This is a genomic window from Actinomycetota bacterium, from assembly GCA_036280995.1.
GTDB lineage: Bacteria > Actinomycetota > CALGFH01 > CALGFH01 > CALGFH01 > CALGFH01.
Genome location: DASUPQ010000825.1, coordinates 1 through 19,268, shown reverse-complemented (window position 1 = coordinate 19,268; position 19,268 = coordinate 1). Strand labels below are relative to the sequence as shown.

At 73.9% G+C, this 19,268-nt stretch carries 15 protein-coding genes and 1 tRNA gene; 7 read left to right on the top strand and 9 right to left on the bottom strand.

All coding sequences use genetic code 11. From position 1 onward, the window contains the following. Positions 1-171 precede the first annotated feature (171 nt). From VF468_27560 to VF468_27540, 5 genes are all read right to left on the bottom strand, one after another. Complete coding sequence (locus tag VF468_27560) at positions 172-1,116, bottom strand: thioredoxin family protein (GenBank protein HEX5882043.1); 945 nt, start codon at positions 1,114-1,116, stop codon at positions 172-174. Positions 1,117-1,175: 59 nt separating this feature from the next. Beyond that, on the bottom strand, positions 1,176-1,394 hold the full coding sequence (locus VF468_27555) for a hypothetical protein (GenBank protein HEX5882042.1): 219 nt from the start codon (positions 1,392-1,394) through the stop codon (positions 1,176-1,178). Between the two features lie 44 nt (positions 1,395-1,438). Beyond that, positions 1,439-2,242, bottom strand: a complete 804-nt coding sequence (locus VF468_27550) for an ABC transporter permease (protein ID HEX5882041.1) — start codon at positions 2,240-2,242, stop codon at positions 1,439-1,441. After that, positions 2,239-3,255 (bottom strand): ATP-binding cassette domain-containing protein, encoded by a 1,017-nt coding sequence (locus VF468_27545; protein HEX5882040.1) that lies wholly within the window; start codon positions 3,253-3,255, stop codon positions 2,239-2,241. Before VF468_27545 ends, VF468_27550 begins: the two co-directional genes overlap by 4 nt. Before the next feature lie 243 nt (positions 3,256-3,498). Further along, positions 3,499-4,179 (bottom strand): response regulator transcription factor, encoded by a 681-nt coding sequence (locus VF468_27540; GenBank protein HEX5882039.1) that lies wholly within the window; start codon positions 4,177-4,179, stop codon positions 3,499-3,501. 405 nt (positions 4,180-4,584) lie between these two features. Here VF468_27540 and VF468_27535 point away from each other — a divergent pair, with 405 nt between their 5' ends. Next, the gene (locus tag VF468_27535) at positions 4,585-5,265 is read left to right on the top strand and encodes a response regulator transcription factor (GenBank protein HEX5882038.1); all 681 of its coding nucleotides are present in this window, start codon (positions 4,585-4,587) and stop codon (positions 5,263-5,265) included. Here VF468_27535 and VF468_27530 read toward each other — a convergent pair. Next, positions 5,262-7,544, bottom strand: coding sequence for a xanthine dehydrogenase family protein molybdopterin-binding subunit (locus VF468_27530; GenBank protein HEX5882037.1), 2,283 nt, complete (start codon positions 7,542-7,544; stop codon positions 5,262-5,264). The two genes, VF468_27535 and VF468_27530, sit on opposite strands and share 4 nt — an antisense overlap. 182 nt (positions 7,545-7,726) lie before the next feature. Between VF468_27530 and VF468_27525 the strand changes: the two genes are divergently transcribed. Both VF468_27525 and VF468_27520 read left to right on the top strand, forming a co-directional pair. Beyond that, complete coding sequence (locus VF468_27525; protein ID HEX5882036.1) at positions 7,727-9,406, top strand: S8 family peptidase; 1,680 nt, start codon at positions 7,727-7,729, stop codon at positions 9,404-9,406. 2 nt (positions 9,407-9,408) lie between these two features. Then, complete coding sequence (locus tag VF468_27520; protein HEX5882035.1) at positions 9,409-13,263, top strand: EAL domain-containing protein; 3,855 nt, start codon at positions 9,409-9,411, stop codon at positions 13,261-13,263. Here the strand turns inward: VF468_27520 and VF468_27515 are convergent. The 3 genes from VF468_27515 to VF468_27505 all read right to left on the bottom strand — a co-directional run bounded on the left by VF468_27515 (position 13,206) and on the right by VF468_27505 (position 16,084). Next, complete coding sequence (locus tag VF468_27515; GenBank protein ID HEX5882034.1) at positions 13,206-14,408, bottom strand: alpha/beta hydrolase; 1,203 nt, start codon at positions 14,406-14,408, stop codon at positions 13,206-13,208. The two genes, VF468_27520 and VF468_27515, sit on opposite strands and share 58 nt — an antisense overlap. 10 nt (positions 14,409-14,418) lie before the next feature. Continuing rightward, complete coding sequence (locus VF468_27510) at positions 14,419-14,907, bottom strand: class F sortase (GenBank protein HEX5882033.1); 489 nt, start codon at positions 14,905-14,907, stop codon at positions 14,419-14,421. Positions 14,908-15,241: 334 nt separating this feature from the next. Next, positions 15,242-16,084 carry a DUF4397 domain-containing protein gene (locus VF468_27505; GenBank protein ID HEX5882032.1) on the bottom strand — a complete coding sequence of 281 codons (843 nt, stop codon included), beginning with the start codon at positions 16,082-16,084 and terminating at the stop codon, positions 15,242-15,244. A gap of 229 nt (positions 16,085-16,313) precedes the next feature. Between VF468_27505 and VF468_27500 the strand changes: the two genes are divergently transcribed. The 4 genes from VF468_27500 to VF468_27485 form a co-directional block, all read left to right on the top strand. Then, positions 16,314-17,552, top strand: coding sequence for an NlpC/P60 family protein (locus VF468_27500; GenBank protein ID HEX5882031.1), 1,239 nt, complete (start codon positions 16,314-16,316; stop codon positions 17,550-17,552). Positions 17,553-17,610: 58 nt separating this feature from the next. Next, a complete protein-coding gene (locus VF468_27495; GenBank protein ID HEX5882030.1) occupies positions 17,611-18,135 on the top strand; it encodes a GNAT family protein in 525 nt (174 codons plus the stop codon). A gap of 2 nt (positions 18,136-18,137) precedes the next feature. After that, positions 18,138-18,210: transfer RNA gene (locus VF468_27490), tRNA-Arg, on the top strand. A 106-nt stretch (positions 18,211-18,316) separates the two neighbouring features. Further along, positions 18,317-19,268 (top strand): tyrosine-type recombinase/integrase (locus VF468_27485; protein ID HEX5882029.1); only part of this gene is annotated, 952 nt, incomplete at its 3' end.

Here is a 19,268-nt window from a genome sequence, read left to right as displayed (position 1 = left end):
AGGGTCAGCCCGGCCGACGACACGACCTGGGCGTGGACGCCGGCGATCCGGCCGGCCACCGCCAGCATGGCCGTGGCCGGGGCACGCTCGTCCAGCTGGTGGCGGGCGGCGCGCCAGGCCGCCACCTGAGCCCAGCGCAGCCTGGCCGCGGGGGCCGCCGGAGCCGCCATGTCAGCCGAGCAGGGGCCGGAGGGCGTCCTCGATCTGGCCGGCGGTGACCGGGCCCTCGTAGCGGGCCCGGATCACGCCGTCGCGGTCGACCACCAGCAGCCACGGCTCGGTGGTGAAGCCGTACTCGGCGAGGGCGGGCACCGGCTTGGCGGTGTTGCGGCCCGGGTAGATCTCGACGTGCACGAAGCTCGCCTTGCCGCCGAGCTTGTCGGCCACGACCATCTGCTCGTCGACCACCGGGCCGCAGATCTGGCTGGTGCAGAGCAGCGGCGTGCCGAAGTTGACCACCGTGGGGCGGCCGGCGGCCAGGGCGTCGTCCAGCGAGATGTCGTGCAGCGGGCAGGCCGGCTCGCGGGTGCAGATCTTCTTGCGGCCGGCCGGGCTGGCGGCCACGGGCGTCTTCAGGGGCTTGGCCTTGTCGCCGACGGCCGCCGGGACGTCGGCGGCCACGGGCACGGCGCCCTGGCCGACGGCCCGGTTGCCGTCGACCTCGGTGGTGGCGGCCACCATCCAGTTGCCGGCCTCGGGGAACTCGACCTCGGCCCCGTAGAAGCCGGTGAGCGGGCTGCGGGGCCCGGTGTCCTTGGTCGCCTCGTAGGCCTTGAGCTCGAACCAGCGGGTTGGGAACGGCCCGGCGGCCCGGCCGGTGTCGTTCTTGGCCACCCAGATCTCGGGGGCGCCGCCGGTGACCAGCCGGTTGTCGGCGGTGGTCAGGCCGAAGGTGTAGAGGGTGGTCCCGACCGGGAGCTGGCTCTGGGCCCCGAGCAGCGACAGCTGGGTGGCGTCGGCGGCCAGGGCCTTGAGCGAGCCGGCCGGGACCGACCCGCCCGACCCGCCGGGCTCGCCGTCGCCACCGCAGGCGGCCAGCAGGGCAGCCAGCCCGAGGGCGCCGCCGCCGCCGGCGAGCCGCAGCAGTTCGCGCCGGGAGATCGCACCGTCAGTCATGCTCATTCCATGCCTACTGGTTGGGGGGCATGCGGGGGCGGAGCCCCCGCAGTCGCGTGCTAGAGGCGCTCGACGGTGGTGCCCGAGGAGCCGCCGCCGGTCGCCTGGCCGCCCGACCCGAACAGGCCGTTCAGCTCCTCCTGGAGCCGCTGCAGGCTGGGCTCGTCCGCGAACCGCTTGGCCGACGCGGTGAGCTGCTGGTAGCGCTCCCGCCCGGCGCGGGTGCCGAGCACGTAACCGGCCGCCAGGCCGACGGCGATGCCGAGCTTGCCCTTCATGAACTGATCCCTGCCCTTCGGGTGGTTGGAGGTTTCCCTCTAGCCTACCCGGCGGCGCGACGGTAGCGGTTGACGGCCAGGGGCACGAACACCAGCAGGATGCCGGTGATCCAGGCCAGGGACTCCAGCAGCGGCCGGGTGACAGGCCCGCCGAGGGTGAGCGCCCGCAGGGCGTCGACGGTGACCGTGACCGGGTTGATGTCGGCGAAGGTCTGCAGCCAGCCGGGCATGCTCTCGACCGGGACGAAGGCCGAGGAGGCGAACACCAGCGGGAACACCCAGACGAACCCGGCCGCCTGGGCCGACTCGACGTCGCGCACGGACAGGCCGATGAAGGCCGAGATCCAGGAGAAGGCGAGCCCGAAGGCGAGGGCCAGGGCGACCGCCCCGAACGCCGCCGCCACCCCGGCGTGGAAGCGGAACCCGACCAGGGTGCCGACCACCAGCATCAGGCAGACCACGAACAGGTTGCGGGCGGTGTCGGACATGGTGCGGCCGGCGAGCACGGCCGAGCGGGCCATGGGCAGGGAGCGGAAGCGGTCGACCATGCCCCGGGTCATGTCCTCGGCCAGGCCGACCCCGGTCTGGGTGGAGCCGAAGATCACCGTCTGGGCGAGGATCCCGGCCATCAGGTAGTCGATGTAGTTGTCGACGCCCGGCACCTGGATGGCGCCGCCGAACACGTAGGTGAACAGCAGCACGAACATGATCGGCTGGATGGTCGAGAACAGCAGCAGGGGCGGCACCCGCAGGTAGCGGTAGAGGTTCCGCTTGGTGATGGCGGCGGCGTCGGACACCGTCCACCAGAGGCGGCGGCGGGGCAGGGGGCGGCTGGCGACGGTGCTCATGCGCTGCTCCTCGCCGGCCGACGGCCACGGCCGCGGGCCGGGGTCTCGGGCCCGTCGCCGTCGGGGGCCACCTCGGCGACGTGGCCGGTCAGGGCCAGGAACACGTCGTCGAGGGTGGGACGGCGCAGGGCCAGGTCGGAGATGTCCAGCCCGGCCGCGTCCAGGCGCCGGACCACCTCGGCCAGGATGGCGGTGCCCTCCCGGACCGGCAGGGAGACCTCGCCCGCCTCGGCCACGACCTGGGGGGCGCCCGAGCCGAGGTCGGCCACGACCTCGGCCGCCTCGGCCACCCGCACCCGGTCGACCACCCGCACGGCCAGCAGGTCACCACCGACCCGTGACTTGAGCTGGTCGGTGGTGCCCTCGGCGATGACCCGGCCGCCGTCGATCACGGCGATGTGGTCGGCCAGCCGGTCGGCCTCCTCCAGGTACTGGGTGGTCAGCAGCAGGGTGGTGCCGTCGCTGACCAGCTCGCGGATCACGTCCCAGAGCGAGAAGCGGCTGCGCGGGTCGAGGCCGGTGGTCGGCTCGTCCAGGAACAGCACCTGGGGCCGGCCGACCAGGCTGGCCCCCAGGTCGAGGCGGCGGCGCATCCCGCCCGAGTAGGTCTTGACGGTGCGGTTGGCGGCGCCGGTGAGGTCGAACCGCTCCAGCATCTCGTCGGCCCGGCGCCGGGCCTCGTCCCGGCCCAGGTGGTAGAGGCGGCCGACCAGGTCGAGGTTCTCGCGGCCGGTGAGGTTCTCGTCGACGGCCGCGTACTGGCCGGCCAGGCCGATGACCTCCCGAAGGGCGGCGGCGTCGCGGACGACGTCGAAGCCGGCCACCCGGGCCGAGCCGCCGTCGGGGGTGAGCAGGGTGGTGAGGATCCGGACGATGGTGGTCTTGCCGGCCCCGTTGGGGCCGAGCAGGCCCAGGACGGTCCCGGCCGGGGCGGCCAGGTCGACCCCGTCCACCGCCTTGATGGGCCCGAAGGACCTGCGTAGGCCCTCGGTGACGATCGCTGCGTCGCTCAACGCGCCTCCTGTGCTGTCGGCCACAAGGACGCCGCTCAGGTATCCGGAGGTCGAGGCGATGCGTGGTCACCGTTGGCGGCGCGCAACGGTTCAGGGCCATCACCAGTGCTTCGGCGCGAGCATGCGGCGCCGGATACCTGACCGCCGTCCTCCATGACAGCACAAAAGGTTGAGCACTTCAAGCTTATGGCATGCGCCGTGACCCGGGGCGTGGTCACCCGGGTCACGGGACGTCGGTCAGGCTTACCCGGTCGAGCTGGCCCAGGCGGGCGAGCTGGCCCAGGCGGGGGCGCCGGCGGCCACCACCTGGTGCTCCAGGGCGAACGCGACCGCCTCCAGCTTGGAGTGGACGCCCAGCTTGACGAGGACGTTCTGCACGTGGGTGCGGACGGTGTTGAGCGAGAGGAAGCACTCCTCGGCGATCCGGCGGTTGGACCAGCCGTTGGCCAGCAGGCCGAGGATCTCGCGCTCGCGATCTGACAGGGTCCGCACCCGCAGGTCGACGCTGGGGTCGCGGACCGGCTGGGAGGCCGGCTCGGCCGCGGCGACGACGCTGCCCTTGCCGTCGACCAGGGTGCGGATGGCCCCGGCGACCTGACGGCTGGAGGCGTCCTTGGCCAGGAAGCCGTCGGCTCCGGCCTCGAGCGCCTCGGCGATCGTCTCCCGGCGGGTGTCGGCCGACAGCATCAGCACCTTCGTCCCGGGCGAGGACGCCCTGACGGCCCGCAAGGTGGTGGCCAGGTCGGGACCTGGCATGTGGGCGTCGAGCAGCAGCACGGTCGGCTCGTGCCTGGCCGCCAGCTCGATCGCCTGGTGGCTGTCGTGCGCCACTCCGAGGACGGCCAGGTCGTCCTGGGCGTCCAGCATCACTCCAAGGCCCTCGGCGAAGACCCTGTGGTCGTCCGCCAGAACCAACCCGATCATGTTCGTCACGTTACGGCCTCCCCCGGCACGCCTCAGTCGCTTCGGCCCGTTCTGCGACCGTCTTGTAAGGCGTCGCCGGAGCCGCAAAAGGTACGGCCGACACCTCGTACGTGACCGACCCGTGATCGGTACGTGATGGTCCGCGGCGGGAACGGTGCCCTCGGTCTCCCGGTGCGTCGGGCGTACGACGCTCGTCGCATGGTTCTCATCCGGAGAACTGAGTACCTGCTGTCGCCGAGTCGCCGATGGTCCGGCCAAGGCTGTGACGTAGGTGAAGTTGCGCCGGTTACCGTAATATCCGGTACTGCATCCCTCGTATCCGCCGAAAGGGGCGGTGCGACAAGCTGTTGGCCACGACAAGGACGTAGGTCATGGTGGCCGTTCGCCGGACGCCGGAGGAAGTCGATGGCACGCGTGTTCCTCGCTGACTGCCAGCCGCTGTTCAACGAGGCGCTGGAAGCGCTCATCACCCGTGACGGCACCAACGAGGTGGTCGGCCAGGCATCGGCCGTGCAGCAGATCGTCGCCTCGGTGCCCCAGCTCAAGCCCGACCTGTACGTGATCGACGCCGGCCTGGCCCTGAGCAACCGGCCGACCACCGTCGAGACGATCCTGGCCGAGCTGCCCGACACCAAGGTCATCCTGCTCGCCCAGGACACCGACATCGACCTGCTGCTGCACGCCATCCGGGCCGGCGCGGTCGGGGTGGTCGGCAAGAAGTCCGGCACCCAGACGGTGCTGCGGGCCGTCCAGGCGGTGCTGGACGGGGAGGGCGTGGTCCCCAGGGCGATGCTGCCCCAGCTGTTCCGCCGGCTCCTGGACATGGGCGACCGGGCCTCCGACGCCCCCCTGAACCGGCTGTCCCCGCGGGAGCGGGAGGTGCTGGCCCTGCTCGGCCGCGGCTGGAGCAACGCCCAGATCGGCCGCGAGCTCTACATCAGCCCGCACACCGTCCGGACCCACGTGCAGAACATCCTCCAGAAGCTGGAGATGCACTCCAAGCTGGAGGCGGCCACCTTCGCCATGCAGCACGAGCTGGCCACCCGCCGCCCGTCGGCGACCGAGGTCGGCCGCCAGCGCGGCTAAGGCTCACCCCGGGCGGCGCAGATCGCCCGCCAGACCCGTTCGGGCGTGAGCGGCATGTCGATGTGGGTCACGCCCAGGTGGGCGACGGCGTCGATCACCGCGTTCTGGACGGCCGGGGTGGCGCCGATCGTTCCCGACTCGCCGATCCCCTTGGCGCCCAACGGGTTGAGCGGGGTCGGGGTCTGGGTGCGCTGGGTCTCGAACGAGGGCAGGTCGGCCGCGCTCGGCATGGCGTAGCTGGCCAGGTTGCCGTTCAGGCAGTTGCCGTCCTCGTCGTAGCGGACCTCCTCGAACAGGGCCTGGGCGACCCCCTGGGCGATCCCGCCGTGCACCTGCCCCTCGGCCAGCATGGCGTTGAGGATCCGGCCGGAGTCGTCGACGGCCAGATGGCGCGCCAGCCGGGCCAGGCCGGTCTCGGTGTCGACCTCGCAGACGGCCAGGTGGGCGCCGAACGGGAAGGTGCTGCGCTCCATCTTGAAGTCGACGACCGCGGCCAGGCCCTCGTCCATGCCGGGCGGCCGGCGGGCCGGGTCGGCGGCCGCCGTGGCCAGCTCGGCCCAGGTCAGCGCCGTCGACGGGGCGCCCGCGACCCCGATGCCCTCGCCGGCGAACACGGCCACGTCCTCGGCCGGCGCCTCCAGCAGGTGGGCGGCCAGCTCCCGGGCCTGCTCCAGGACCTGGCCGGCCGCCTCGGCCACGGCGCTGCCGCCGACCTGGAGGGAGCGCGAGCCCATGGTGCCGTCGCCCCGGGGCAGCGCGGCGGTGTCGGAATGGACCACGGTGACCTGGTCGGCGGCGACCCCCAGGGTGGCCGCGACCAGCTGGGCGAAGGCGGTTTCGTGGCCCTGGCCGTGCGGGGAGACGCCCGTCCTGGCCGTGACCCGCCCGTCGGGCCCGACCTCGACCTCGCCGTACTCGGAGCCGAACCCGGTCACCTCGACGTACACGGCCAGGCCAATGCCGAGCTGGCCGACGTCGCCGCGCTCGCGCCGCCTGGCCTGCTCGGCCCGGAGCTCGCCGTACCCGGCCGCCTCCAGGACCCGGTCGAGGGCGCCCTCGTAGTCGCCCGAGTCGTAGCGGGCCCTGGTGGCCGTGGTGTACGGGAACGCCCGGGCCGGGATCAGGTTGCGCCGCCGCAGCTCGGCCGGGTCGATGCGCAGCCGCGCCGCCAGCAGGTCGACGGCCCGCTCGACCATGGCCGTGGCCTCGGGCCGGCCGGCGCCCCGGTAGGCGGCCACCGGGGTGGTGTTGGTGGCCGCGCACTGCCAGGCCACCTCGACCCGGGCGATCCGGTACACGCCCGAGGCCATGTAGCGGGTCGAGGACGGCATGTTGGTGGCCTCGCCCGGGTAGGCGCCGCCGTCGGCCACCAGCCGGGCCCGCAGGCCGGTGATGCGCCCCTCCCGGGTCGCGGCCAGCTCGACCTCCTGGACCTGGGCCCGGCCGTGGGTCATGGCCAGCATCGTCTCCGAGCGGCTCTCGACGTAGCGGACCGGGCGGCCCAGCCGCAGGGCCAGGGCGGCCAGCGCGACCTGCTCGGGATAGGTGACGATCCTGGCCCCGAAGGCCCCGCCCACCGCCGGCACGACCACCCGGACCCGCTCGGGGGCCAGGCCCAGCACGTCGGCGACGTCGTCGCGCACCCAGAACGGCGCCTGGCAGGGCGAGTAGAGCAGGAGGCCGCCGCCGTCGGGCTCGGGGACGGCCACGGCGCCGTTGGGTTCCAGGGGGGCCGCGGCCAGCCGCTGGTTGACGAACCGGCCCCGGACCACCACCTCGGCCCCCTCCAGGGCCCGGGACGGCTCCGGCCAGCGGCGCTCCTTGGCCAGGTTCCCGCCCTCGCCGAACAGCCGCGGGGCGTCGTCGGCCAGCGCGGCCAGCGGGTCGATGACCACCGGCAGCGGGTCGTAGTCGACCTCGACGGCCTCGGCCGCGTCCAGCGCCTGGGCCCTGGTGGCGGCCACCACCACCGCCACCGCCTCGCCCAGGAAGCGGACCGTGCCGGTGGCCAGCACCGGGCGGGCCATGGCGTCGGGCGCGTCCCCGGCCGGCATCGGCGGCAGATCCAGGTCGGCGGCGGTGTACACCCCGGCCACCCCGGGCATGGCGGCCGCCGGGGCCGGGTCGATGGACAGGATCCGGCCGTGGGCCAGCGGCGCCCGGACGAACACGGCGTGCAGCGCCCCCGGCGGGGCCAGGTCGTCGCTGTAGAATGCCGCCCCGGTGACCAGGGGCGGGTCCTCGCGCCGGGGCGTCGCCCGGTCGCTGGTGATCGCCATGGGCAGAGCCTACGGCACCGGCGGCCGAGCAACCCCGGACACGAAGGTTTGCGAGAACCGTTGTCAGCTACCTGCGTACTTGCCAGTAGGTTTCGCCGAGGATGTTTAAGCCGACTAGGCTAAACGCACAGTCTGTCCCGGTCGTCATTGAGAGTGGGTGTCACATCCAGGGGAGGGCTGTGGTGATCGTCGGTTCGTTCGGGCTGCGGCGCGGAAGGGCGCTGGTCGTTGCCGCGCTGGCGGTGTTGGTGCTGGCCACCGGGCTGGGGACCGTCCCACGGGACGCGTCGGCCCCGCCGGGAGCCATGGAGTCCATCCGGGTCATCGTGCAGAAGCGCGCGGCCGGCGACGTCTCGCCGGAGCTGGCCGTGCGGCGGCTGGGCGGGCAGGTCACCAGGGCCCTGCCCATCGTCGCCGGGTTCGCGGCCACCGTGCCCGCGGCCGCCCTCGACGAGCTGGCCCGACTGGCCGGGGTCCGGGCGGTCACCCCCGACAGCCGGGTCCGGGTCCAGGCCGCCGCTCCCGGCGGGAGCAGTATCCGCTCGGTCTACCCGCAGACGATCAGGGCCGACGACGTCTGGCAGCGCGGTGTCACCGGTCGCGGGGTCACCGTGGCCGTGCTCGACACCGGCGTGGCCAGCGTGCCCGACCTGGCCGGCCGGCTGGTCCAGGTGCGCAACGACCTCACCGGCCAGACCACGCCCTGCAAGAACCTCTCCGGCGAGCTGGACTGCAACGACCGCTACGGGCACGGCACCTTCATCGCCGGGCTGGTGGCCGGCAGCGGGGCCGGCTCGGGCGGCAAGTGGAAGGGCGTCGCCCCCGACGCCAAGATCCTGTCGGTCAAGGCCGCCGGGGCCGACGGCTCCGCCGACGTCAGCAACATCCTGGCCGCCATCCAGTGGGTGGTCTCCTTCAGGGACCGCTACAACATCCGCGTGCTCAACCTCAGCCTGGGCACCGACTCCACCCAGGACTGGCGCACCGACCCGCTCAACTACGCGGTCGAGCGGGCCTGGGCGGCCGGTATGACCGTGGTCGTGGCCGCCAGCAACAACGGCCCCGGCGCCGGGACCATCACCAAGCCGGCCGACGACCCGTGGGTGGTCACCGTCGGGGCCACCGACGACCGCGGCACCGCCGGCCTCAGCGACGACCAGCTGCCCGACTTCTCCAGCCGCGGGCCGACCGCCCACGGGCTGGCCAAGCCGGACGTCGCCGCCCCCGGCGCCCACGTCGTCTCCCTGCGGGCCCCGGGCAGCACCATCGACACCCGTTACCCGTACTACGTCGACGGGGCCTACCGGCGGGGCAGCGGCACCTCCATGGCCACCGGGGTGGTGTCCGGCGCGGTCGCGCTGATGCTCCAGGCCAACCCCGGCTTCACCCCCGACCGGGTCAAGCACGCCCTGACGGCCACGGCCAGGGACGCCGCCTCCAGCGACCCGCTGGCCGTCGGCGCCGGGGTGGTCGACGTCCACGCCGCCGCCTACTCGGCCCCGCCGGGCGTGGCCAACCAGGGCCTGGCCCGCTCCAACGGCATGGGCAGCCTCGGCGCGAGCCGCGGGTCGGTCCAGGTGAAGGCGAACGACCCGCTGGGCACCGTCCTCGGCCCGGTCCTCGGCGCCACCCTGACCGCCCAGCTCCTCCTCTGGAACCCCACCGGCTACACCGGCGCCCCCTGGCTCCCCTCCGACTGGTACCTCTCCACCTGGGAGGTCCACCGCTGGAACCGGGTCAGCTGGTACGGCAACGACTGGCCGGGGAGCAAGTGGCGCGGGTCGACCTGGCAAGGCCAGGAACAGGACGAGTCGTACGGCTCGCCCCTGTCCGGATCGGCCTGGTACGGCGCCTGGGAGTAGGGGTGGACCAGGTCGCGAGCGGGGGCAGGGGGAGGGCGCCGGAGAACGCCCTCCCCCTGCCGGTGCTGTTGTTCACGGCCGGCCTGGCTGCTGCCGGCGTGACCGGTGGGCTCCTCATCGAGGCCGGCGCCGGCCAGGCGGTGCCGCCCAACTGGAAGGCCATGCTGGCCTTCCTGGTCCTGCTGGCGGCCGCGGGCTTTCCCACCCTGCAGTTCCACTGGCGTGACCAGGGAGACGCCGAGGACCTGTTCGAGGCCGTGCTGGTGCCGGCCCTGTTTGTGCTTCCCCCGCTGGAGGCCGTGCTCGTGGTCGGTGCCGCCCAGGCTTTGTCCGAGACGCTGCAGCGCATCCATCCGATCAAGGCGTCGTTCAACGTCGCCCAGTGGATGGCCGCGACCGCCGTCGGCAGCCTGGTCCTGGCGGTATTGCGCGACGGCGGCCCAGCGAATGGCCGAGACGTGGTCCTGCTGGCTGCTGCCATGGCCGCGGTTAGGGCTGTCAACGCCTTCGCTCTGGTCGGGGTGATCTGGCTCGCCGGCACCCAGTCCATTCGGAGCGTCCTGAAAGGCGTGCGGCCGTTGATCCTCCCGGTCTGGATCATCGGCTTCGCCGTCAATCTGGCCTTCGGGTTCTTGTTCCTCGCCGCCTACCTCTGGTCGCCGCTGACCGCGGTGCTGTTCCTGGTCCCTCTGGGAGTGCTGCATCTCTCCGGCCGGGCCTTCGCCAGCGTCCGCGCCGACCGGGCCCGGCTGGCCGGCCTGCAGCGGGCCACCCATGCCCTTGCCGTGCCAATGAACCCCCGCGACGCCGTGCCGGAGTTCCTGGCCGAGGTCCGGCGCTGTTTCGAGTCGGAGGTGGCCGAGCTGGTCATCCTCCTCGAAGGCTCTCGGGTGGTCCACAGGAACCGGGGTGAAGCTTCCGGTACCGAGCGGCGGATGGAGGAGACCGGCCAGGAGACGCTGGCCGCGGCCCTGATGCGGACGGGCAAGTCGATCAGAGTGAGTGAGGACGACAACGGCCCCGACCTCCAGCGGCGGCTGCGGCAGGAAGGCTGGCGGGACTGCCTGGCCGCCCCGGTGCGGGTGGAGGGCAAGGTCATCGGGGTGTTGTGCACCTACAACCGCAACGGCTTCGAGGGATTCGAAGAGGGCGAACTGGCCGTGCTCGAGGCGCTGGCCGCGGAGGTGGGCACAGCCATCGAGAAGGGCGAGCTGCTCGAGGCCATCCTCGAGGAGCGCACCAAGCTCTCCGAGATCGTCGACAACACCTCCGACGGCATCGCCGCCCTCGACCCCGACGGGACCGTGTCCAGCTGGAACCCCGGGTTCGAGGAGATCACCGGCTACCGGTCGGCCGACATGGTCGGCTCCCGGGGCCTGGCCCGGCTGCGGCCCCGCGACGTCGCCGGCCGCGAGCTCCAGCTGGACCGCTGGGCCGAGGAGCCGGGGACGCTGCCAACCGTGGTCGAGGTGCTGCGGCCCAACGGCGAGGCGTGCTGGCTGGCCTGCTCCTGGACCCGGGTCCCGGCGGTCGACGGCCGGCCGCGCCGGCTCATCCTCACCTCCCGGGACATCACCAAGGAGCTGGAGCTCAAGCGGGCCGAGAAGGCCCTGCGGGACTCGGCCGCCCGCTTCCGGGCGCTGGTCCAGAACTCCTCCCACATGGTGATCGTGCTCGACGCCGGCGGCGGCATCACCTATGCCAGCCCCGCCTTCCGGCGGATGCTCGGCTACCGCGACGACGCCCGGGTCGGGCAGAACGTGTTCGAGCTGATCCACCCCGACGACGTCGGCGACGTCCGGGCCCGCTTCGGCGAGCACCTGGCCGGCCTGGCCCAGGGCGCCGGGTTGGGGTTCCGCTTCCTGGCCGCCGACGGTTCCTGGCGCAACATCGAGGCCCTGGCCAACAACCTGCTCGACGACCCGGCCGTCGGCGGGGTGGTGTTCAACTGCCGCGACGTGACCGAGCGCACCCGGGCCGAGGGCCAGCTGGCCGGTCAGGCCCAGGTGCTGGACCTGATCGCCCGGGACGCGCCCCTGATGGAGACCCTCGACACCCTGGCCAAGGTGATCGAGGCCGAGGCGTCGGGCGCCCGCTGCGCCATCCTGTTGCTGGACGACAGCTCCGAGACGTTGACCGTGGCCGCCGCCCCCTCGCTCATCGACGTCGGCCTCCACGAGGCCGACGGGCTGGTCATCGGGCCCGAGGCCGGGACCAGCGGCACGGCCGCGTTCCGGCGCCAGCCGGTGATCTCCGCCGACGTGACCAGCGACCCGCTGTGGCGCGAGTCACGCCAGGTCGCGCTGGCCAGGGGCATCCGGGCCGCCTGGTCGACGCCGATCATCGCCGCCGACGGCGACCCTGTCCTTGGCGTCCTCACCGTCTACTTCGACGAGCCCCGCCGTCCCGGGCCGGCCGAGCGGAGCCTGCTGGAGCTGGCCGCCCACCTGGCCGACATCGCCATCGAGCGCAGCCACGCCCAGGCCCAGCTGGCCCACCAGGCCGCCCACGACGCCCTCACCGGCCTGCCCAACCGGGTCTTCTTCCTGGACAGGATCACCCTGGCCCTGGCCCGCACCCAGCGCAGCCGCTCCTCGGTGGCCGTGCTGTTCCTCGACCTGGACCGCTTCAAGTTCATCAACGACTCGCTCGGCCACGACGCCGGCGACCGGCTGCTGGTCGCCCTGGGCAAGCGCCTCCAGGACGTCATCCGGCCCGGCGACACCGTGGCCCGCTTCGGCGGCGACGAGTTCACCATCCTCTGCGAGAGCATCGCCGACGAGGCCCACGCCCTGGCCATCGCCGAGCGGGTCGCGCAGGTGGCCACCGCCCCGTTCCCGCTCGGCGACGCCGAGGTGTTCGTCACCATGAGCATCGGCATCGCGCTGGCCTCGGGCAGCCGGGTCCGGCCCGAGTCGCTGGTCGAGAACGCCGACGCCGCCATGTACCGGGCCAAGGCGCGGGGCGGCAACCGGCGCGAGGTGTTCGACCAGGCGATGCGGGCCAGGGCCAAGCGCCGCCTGGCCATGCACAGCTCGCTCCACCGGGCGGTCGAGCGCAACGAGTTCCGGGTCCTCTACCAGCCGATCCACTGCCTGGGCAGCGGCCGCGCGGTGGGCGCGGAGGCGCTGGTGCGCTGGGAGCATCCCGACCGGGGCCTGATCGGGCCGGGGGAGTTCATCGCCCTGGCCGAGGAGACCGGCCTGATCATGTCCATCGGCACCCAGGTGCTGCGCCAGGCCTGCCGCCAGGCCAGGACCTGGCAGGCCGAGAACCGCCGCCTGGCCATCAAGGTGAACCTGTCGGCCCGCCAGTTCGTCCACCCCAACCTGGCCGGAGTGGTGGCCGAGATCCTGGCCGAGACCGGCATCGACCCGGCCCTGGTCTACCTGGAGATCATCGAGACCGTCCTGATGGAGGACGTCGAATCGACCTCCGCGGCCCTGAGCGAGCTCAAGAGCCTCGGGGTCAGCCTGACCGTCGACGACTTCGGCACCGGCTACTCGTCGCTGGCCTACCTCAAGCGGTTCCCGGTCGACGAGCTCAAGATCGACCGCAACTTCGTCGCCGGCCTGCTCTCCGACCAGGAGGACCAGGCGATCGTGACCGCCATCATCAACCTGGCCCACACCCTGGGGATGGTGGCGGTCGCCGAGGGGGTCGAGAACGCCGGGCAGGTGCGGCGCCTGCTCGAGCTCGGCTGCGACCTCGGCCAGGGCTACCACTTCGGGCGGCCGCTGCCAGCCGAGGACCTGACCGCCCGGCTCAGCCCGGCCGCCGGCGCCGGCCAGGCCCTGGATCAGGCCCCGCCGGCCGGGGCCACCCGCTCCAGGAAGGCGCGCACGGTCCGCTCGTAGCGCGCCCGGTCGACGTTCCAGGACTGGACGTGGCCGTCGCCGGCGAAGCGCTCGAAGGTGACCAGGTCGGAGCGGGCCGCGGCCAGGCCCTCGCTGATCGTTACCGGCACCGTCGGGTCGCCGCTCTGCTGGAGCACCAGCATGGGCGTGGCCAGCCCGCCGGCCCGGTCCACGTAGTCGAGCTCGCCCCAGTCGAGGTCGTAGCGGACCCCGGCGATGCCCTTGGCGACCACCGTCAGGGCCGGCGGGACCGGCGTCCCCAGTACCGGCAGGTCCCGGTCGGCGGCCCCGTGGTCGATCACCTCGCCCAGGTCGAGGGCCGGCGAGTCCAGCACCACCCCCCGGACCCGGGGGGCCAGCGGCGACTCCAGCAGGAAGCTGGTCACGACCGCGCCGCCCATGCTGAAGCCGGCCAGGACCACGCCGCCCGCGCCCTGGTCGAGCGCGTACCGGGTCGCCGCCTCCAGGTCACGCCACTCGGTCGCCCCCCAGTGGCGCAGGCCGTCGGGGGAGCGGGGCGCGCCCGGGTCGTTGCGGTAGGTGATGGCCAGGGCCGGGTAGCCCTGATGGCTGACCGTGGCCAGCGTCCGCAGGGTCTCGGTGCGGGCGGCGTTGTAGCCGTGGACCAGGATCACCCAGGTGTCGCGCCGGCCCTCGACCTGCCAGGCCGCCGCCGGGCCGAGCGGCGAGGGGTAGCTGACCTCGCGGGCCGGCCGGCCCGCGGCCAGGGCCGGGTCGGCCGGGAAGGCGTAGCCCTCGACGGCTGTGTCGTCGCCGGCCCGGGGCGGGGTCCCCTCCAGGCGGGTGAACGCCCGCTCGACCCGGTCCGGTCCCTGGGCCTGGATGGCTCCGAGCCGCCCGTAGCCGTCCGCCCAGCGCAGGCCCCAGGTGCCGGGGAGGGTCAGCTCCCGCGGCGAGCCCGGTTCGCGGGCCAGGGTGATCGAGCCGTCGCCGACGGCCAGGACCTCGGTGCTGAGCGGGAGTGGGTCCGGCGCCTTGCTGTCCAGGGCGCCGGCCCGGATCTCGCCCGAGTAGAACCAGCCGCCGCCGGCGAAGAAGACCAACACCAGCACGAGGACGACGACCACAGCGCCGCGCAACAGCCGCCATGGCCGCGACCCGCGTCGGCCAGCTCCGGTTCCCACGCCCCTATCATCACCCGGTTCCGGCCAGCCGGGCGAACACCACCAGGTTGTCGCGGTAGCTGCCCCGGGCCCGGTCGAAGTCGCCGGCGCAGGTGATGAGCCGCAGGGCCGCCCCGGGGACCGGCCCGAACACCGCGCCGGTGGGGAAGCCGTCCTTGGGGTGGCTGCCCGCCCCCTCGACCACGAACCGCACGTGGCTGCCGTCGGCCCTGACGACCCGGATCTGGTCGCCGGGGCGCAGGTCGCGCAGCCGGTAGAACACGGCCGGCCCGGTCCGGGAGTCGACATGCCCGGCGATCACCGCCGGCCCCACCTGCCCCGGCGCCGGCCCCTCGGCGAACCAGCCCGCCCGCCCGAAGTCGCCGGGGACCGCCATGCCCCCGTCAGGTTCCAGGCCCAGGCGGACCAGCGGCGTCGCCACCCCGATCGCCGGGATCACCAGCCGCACCGGCGCCGATCCCGGCCCAGGTGCGGTGAGTTGTTCGGGTAGTTCGCCCACCTCGAACCCGGATGGTTGCGGGGGTGTTCCGGGCACGTCGAACCGTCCGTTCGCCGGCGCGGCCCCCGGCGCGGCGACGCTCCCCGCCGCAGCGTCGGGGGTGGATCCGGCCCCGGGTTCCCGGTCCTGCGCCGCCCCGGCCCCCGGTTCCCGGGCGTGCGGCAACCCCGCCCCCGGTTGCTCGGCCCCCCGGCGGGGGAGCGTCGCCGAAGCCGATTTAGGGTGCTCCTGGGTGTCCACAGCCCCGGCGCAGCCGCCAAGCGCGACCGCGACAGCGGCGGCGATGGCGACGGCGAGGGCCGTTCGCCGGGGTCGGGAACGGGGCGGCACGGCGCTAGCCCTGGACGCGCCGCCGGGCGGCTCCGGTCACGACCAGCACGACCAGGGCCGCGGCGGGGAGAAGGAGGGGCACCGGGGCGTTCGGGCCGCGGGAGGAGGGAGCGGTCCCGCCCGCCCCGGTGCGGATGCCGCCGGCCGGCGCCGTCCGGGACCCGGCGGCGTCACTGAAGGCGTACAGCTCGCGCCGCTCGCCGGCCCCTCCGAGCAGCGCCACCGAGGTGACCGTGCCCGGCTTCACCGCGACCGTGCCCTTGACCAGGACGGCGTCGGCGCCGGTGCGGCGCACCTCGACCCGGTAGCTCCCTGAGGCGAGCTGCCGGTAGCCGGTCGGCTCCGGGTACGCCAGCCGTGACTCCAGCACCGGCCCGCCGGCGACGGCGATGTCGACCGCCGGCAGGTCGAAGGCGGCGTCGAGGAAGCGCACCTTGGCCTTGCCCGGCGCCGACGGGGCCATGTCGTCGCGGAGCAGCAGCCCCTGCAGCTGGTCCCGGCGGCCCACCGCCGCCACCGTGTAGGCCTTGCCGGAAGCCAGGTTGCCCTTGACCTGGATCACCGGCTGCGACTCGGGGTCCGCGCCCGCCGCCCGCACCTCGTAGGTGAACGGCCCGGCGGCCACCGGCCAGTAGGCGGAGACGGACTTGTAGAAGACGTTGGGGAACAGCTGCTTGCGGTTCAGGCTCACCATGTACACGTCCACATACGACGCGTCCGGTGAGAAGTGCGCCACCCGGACCATGGCCTGCCCCGGCTTGGCCTGGGCCATGGCGGTGGCCGGCACGGCGAGGACGCAGGCGGTCAGGGCGGCGGCGGCCAGGACAGCGATCCAGGGGCGTCGCACAGGCTCTCCTCCCAGGTGCAGCCGGCCCGCGCCGCCGCCGGCGGCGGCCTGCCCGGCGTGTCGGTGACGATCCCTCTCGCCCCACGTTCGGCCGCGCCGCCGACCCGGTCGGCCCGCGATGCCGTAGTTTCGCTACGGCAAATGAGCGGGTTCTTTTCTACGGTCCCATCCACCGGGCCCCCAGGACCGAACCGGAGTCGAGCAACCAGCCAGGCAACCCGGAGGTCCCATGCCCCCAACCCGCCCCAGGCCCGCCGTGGGTCGCCGCGTTCGCGGCCCGGCGCGGGCGCTGGCCACGGCGGTGCTGTCGGCCGCCATGCTCGCCTCCGCAACCCTCACCGCGCCCGCCGCCCTGGCCCGCCCCGCCGACCCCGGACCGCCCGTCCCCGTCCCGGGCCCGTCGCTGCGGGCCCCCGACCCGGGTCCCGCCCGCCCGGGCGGCGGGGGAGCGCGGCCCGCCCCGCCCGGCGACCTGGCCTCGCTGCGGGCCAAGGCGACCCGGCTCCGGGCCAAGCTCGACGACCAGCACCGCCGGCTGGAGGTGATGGCCGAGGACCTCGAGGAGGCGTACGCCCGCGGGGTCGACCTCCTGGCCGACGCCTCGCGGCTCGACCGCCGCCGGGCCGCCGCCGAGAAGGAGCTGACCACCGTCCAGGCCGAGCTGGACGAGCGCGCCCGCAGCAGCTACATCGCCGGCCCCGGCTGGTTCATGTCCACCCTGGTCGGCGCCGACGACCCGGCCGACGCCCTGGCCAGGCTGCCCCTGCAACGGGCCGTCCTCGAGGCCGACCTGGCCCTGGTCGACAAGGTCACCCAGGCCAAGGCCAAGCTCGACAGCACCCGCGCCCGCCTCTCGGACCGCCTGGTCGCCCAGGCCCGCGGCGCCGAGCAGCTCGACGCCAAGCGGGCCAAGGCCGAGCGCCTGGCCGCCGATATCGAGCGCGAGCTCCGCACCATGGACCGCCGCGTGGCCGCCATGATCGAGCAGGAACGGCGCGCCGAGGAGGCCAGCCAGCGGGCCGCCTTCGCCGACTACGTGTCCGCGGCCCGGACGGCCGGCACCGCCCCCATCCGCGACGGCCGCGCCTCCCCGGCCGCCCGCAAGGCGGTCGCGGTCGCCCTGGCCCAGCTCGGCTCCCCGTACGTCTGGGGCGCCGAGGGCCCCAGCACCTTCGACTGCTCAGGCCTCACCAGCTTCGCCTACGCCGCCGCCGGCGTCACCATCCCCCGGGTCTCCCGGGCCCAGTACGCCGCCTACGCCGGGATGCGCTCCGTCGACCCCCTCCACCTGGTCCCCGGCGACCTGGTCTTCTTCGCCGACAACCCCGGCAACCCGGGCACCATCCACCACGTCGGCATGTACATCGGCAAGGGCATGATGGTGGAAGCTCCCTACACCGGCGCGGTCGTCCGCACCTCCTCGATCTGGCGCTCCAGCTACGCCGGCGCCGTCCGCCCCGCCCCCTGACGCCTCGGACGGGCCGCCGAGGATGGCCGGCGCGTCCGCTTCTGCGATGCTGCTCCCCATGCCGCCGACGCTCGCCACCGCCCGCCTGCTCCTGACCCCGGTCGAGGACGACGACCTGGCCCCGCTCCACGCCCACTGGAACGACCCCCAGGTCGGGCGCTTTCTCTGGGACGCCAACCCCGTCCCCACGTCCACGGTCGCCGACCTGATCGCCCGCAGCCACCACACCTTCCAGGCCCACGGCTGGGGCCTCTGGGTCGTCCGCCCCGCTCCGCCCGCCGCCCCCGCCCTGATCGGCGTCTGCGGCCTCAGCCCCTTCGACCACGGCGCCGGGGTCGAGCTCCTCTACAGCCTCGCCCCCACCCACTGGTCCCAGGGCCTGGCCACCGAAGCCGCCACCGCCGTCCTCGCCCACGCCTTCGGCACCCTCGGCCTCGACGAGATCGTCGCCACCACCGACGACGCCAATGCCCCCTCCCTCCGCCTCCTCACCCGCCTCGGCGCCATCCCGTCGCCCAGAGTCCGGGTCGGCCCGGCCTCGTACCCCTGCTTCACCATCCCCCGACCCCGGTATGCTCCTTGAAGGCCCCTGTAGCTCAATGGATAGAGCAACGGACTTCTAATCCGTAGGTTGCAGGTTCGAGTCCTGCCAGGGGCGCGCCAAACCCCCAGTTCAGAGCCTTACAGCGGTTGCTTTGCTTGCTCTCGTGGTCATTCCCTGGTCATTCTTTCGCTGTCAGAACGGCATGACCGAAGGGTCCGCAGTGATCCGACAGCGCCCCGACCGCGACGGCCTCCAGGTCCAGGTCTACGCCGGCCGCGATCCGCTCACCGGCCGCAAGCGCTGGGTCAGTCGCCAGGTCCCCGGCAAGGGCCGGGCCGCCATGAAGCAGGCACGACAAGTCGAGGCCGAACTGCTGGCCCAGATCGCCGCCGGCCAGCACCGGGGCAGCAAGACCAAGACCGTGGCCGAGCTGATCGAGCGCTGGCTGGAGTGGCGCCTCAGCGTCCGACCGATCTCGCCTACGACCGTGGCCGCCTACCGCGGCTACATCGACCGCTCGATCCTGCCCAGCCTCGGCCGGCTCCAGGTCGGCCAGCTGGATGCCGCCACCCTGGACACCTTCTACGCCCGCCTGCGCCGCCAGGGCGGCAAGGGTGGCCGGCCCCTGGCCGCCAGCAGCGTCCGCCAGATCCACGCCATCTTGTCGGGCGCGCTCACCCGCGCCGTCGTCTGGGGCTGGATCAGCCACAACCCGGCCCGGCTCGCCTCCCCGCCCTCGCGCGAGCAGGCCGACACCCAGCCGCCGGCGGTCATCGACGCCGCCCGGTTGCTGCGCACCGCGGCCGCCGAGGATGAGGAGCTGGGGCTTTTCTTGCGCCTGGCCGTGGTGCTGGGCGCCCGCCGCGGCGAGCTGTGCGCGCTGCGCTGGTCAGAGGTCGACCTGGACCAGGGCGAGGTCCTGATCGCCGGTGCCGTGGTGCGTGTCCCCCGCGAGGCCCTGCTGGCCAAGCCGACCAAGACCCATGCCAAGCGCCGCGTCGCTATCGGCGCCGGCACGGCGGAGCTGCTGCGGGCCCGCCGGATCACCCAGGTCAAGGACGCCCTCGCCTGCGGGACCAGCCTGGCGGCCGACGCCTATGTGTTCTCGCACGTCCCCGACGGGTCGGCGCCGATCGACCCCGACGGCATCACCCACCGCTTCCAGCGGCTCG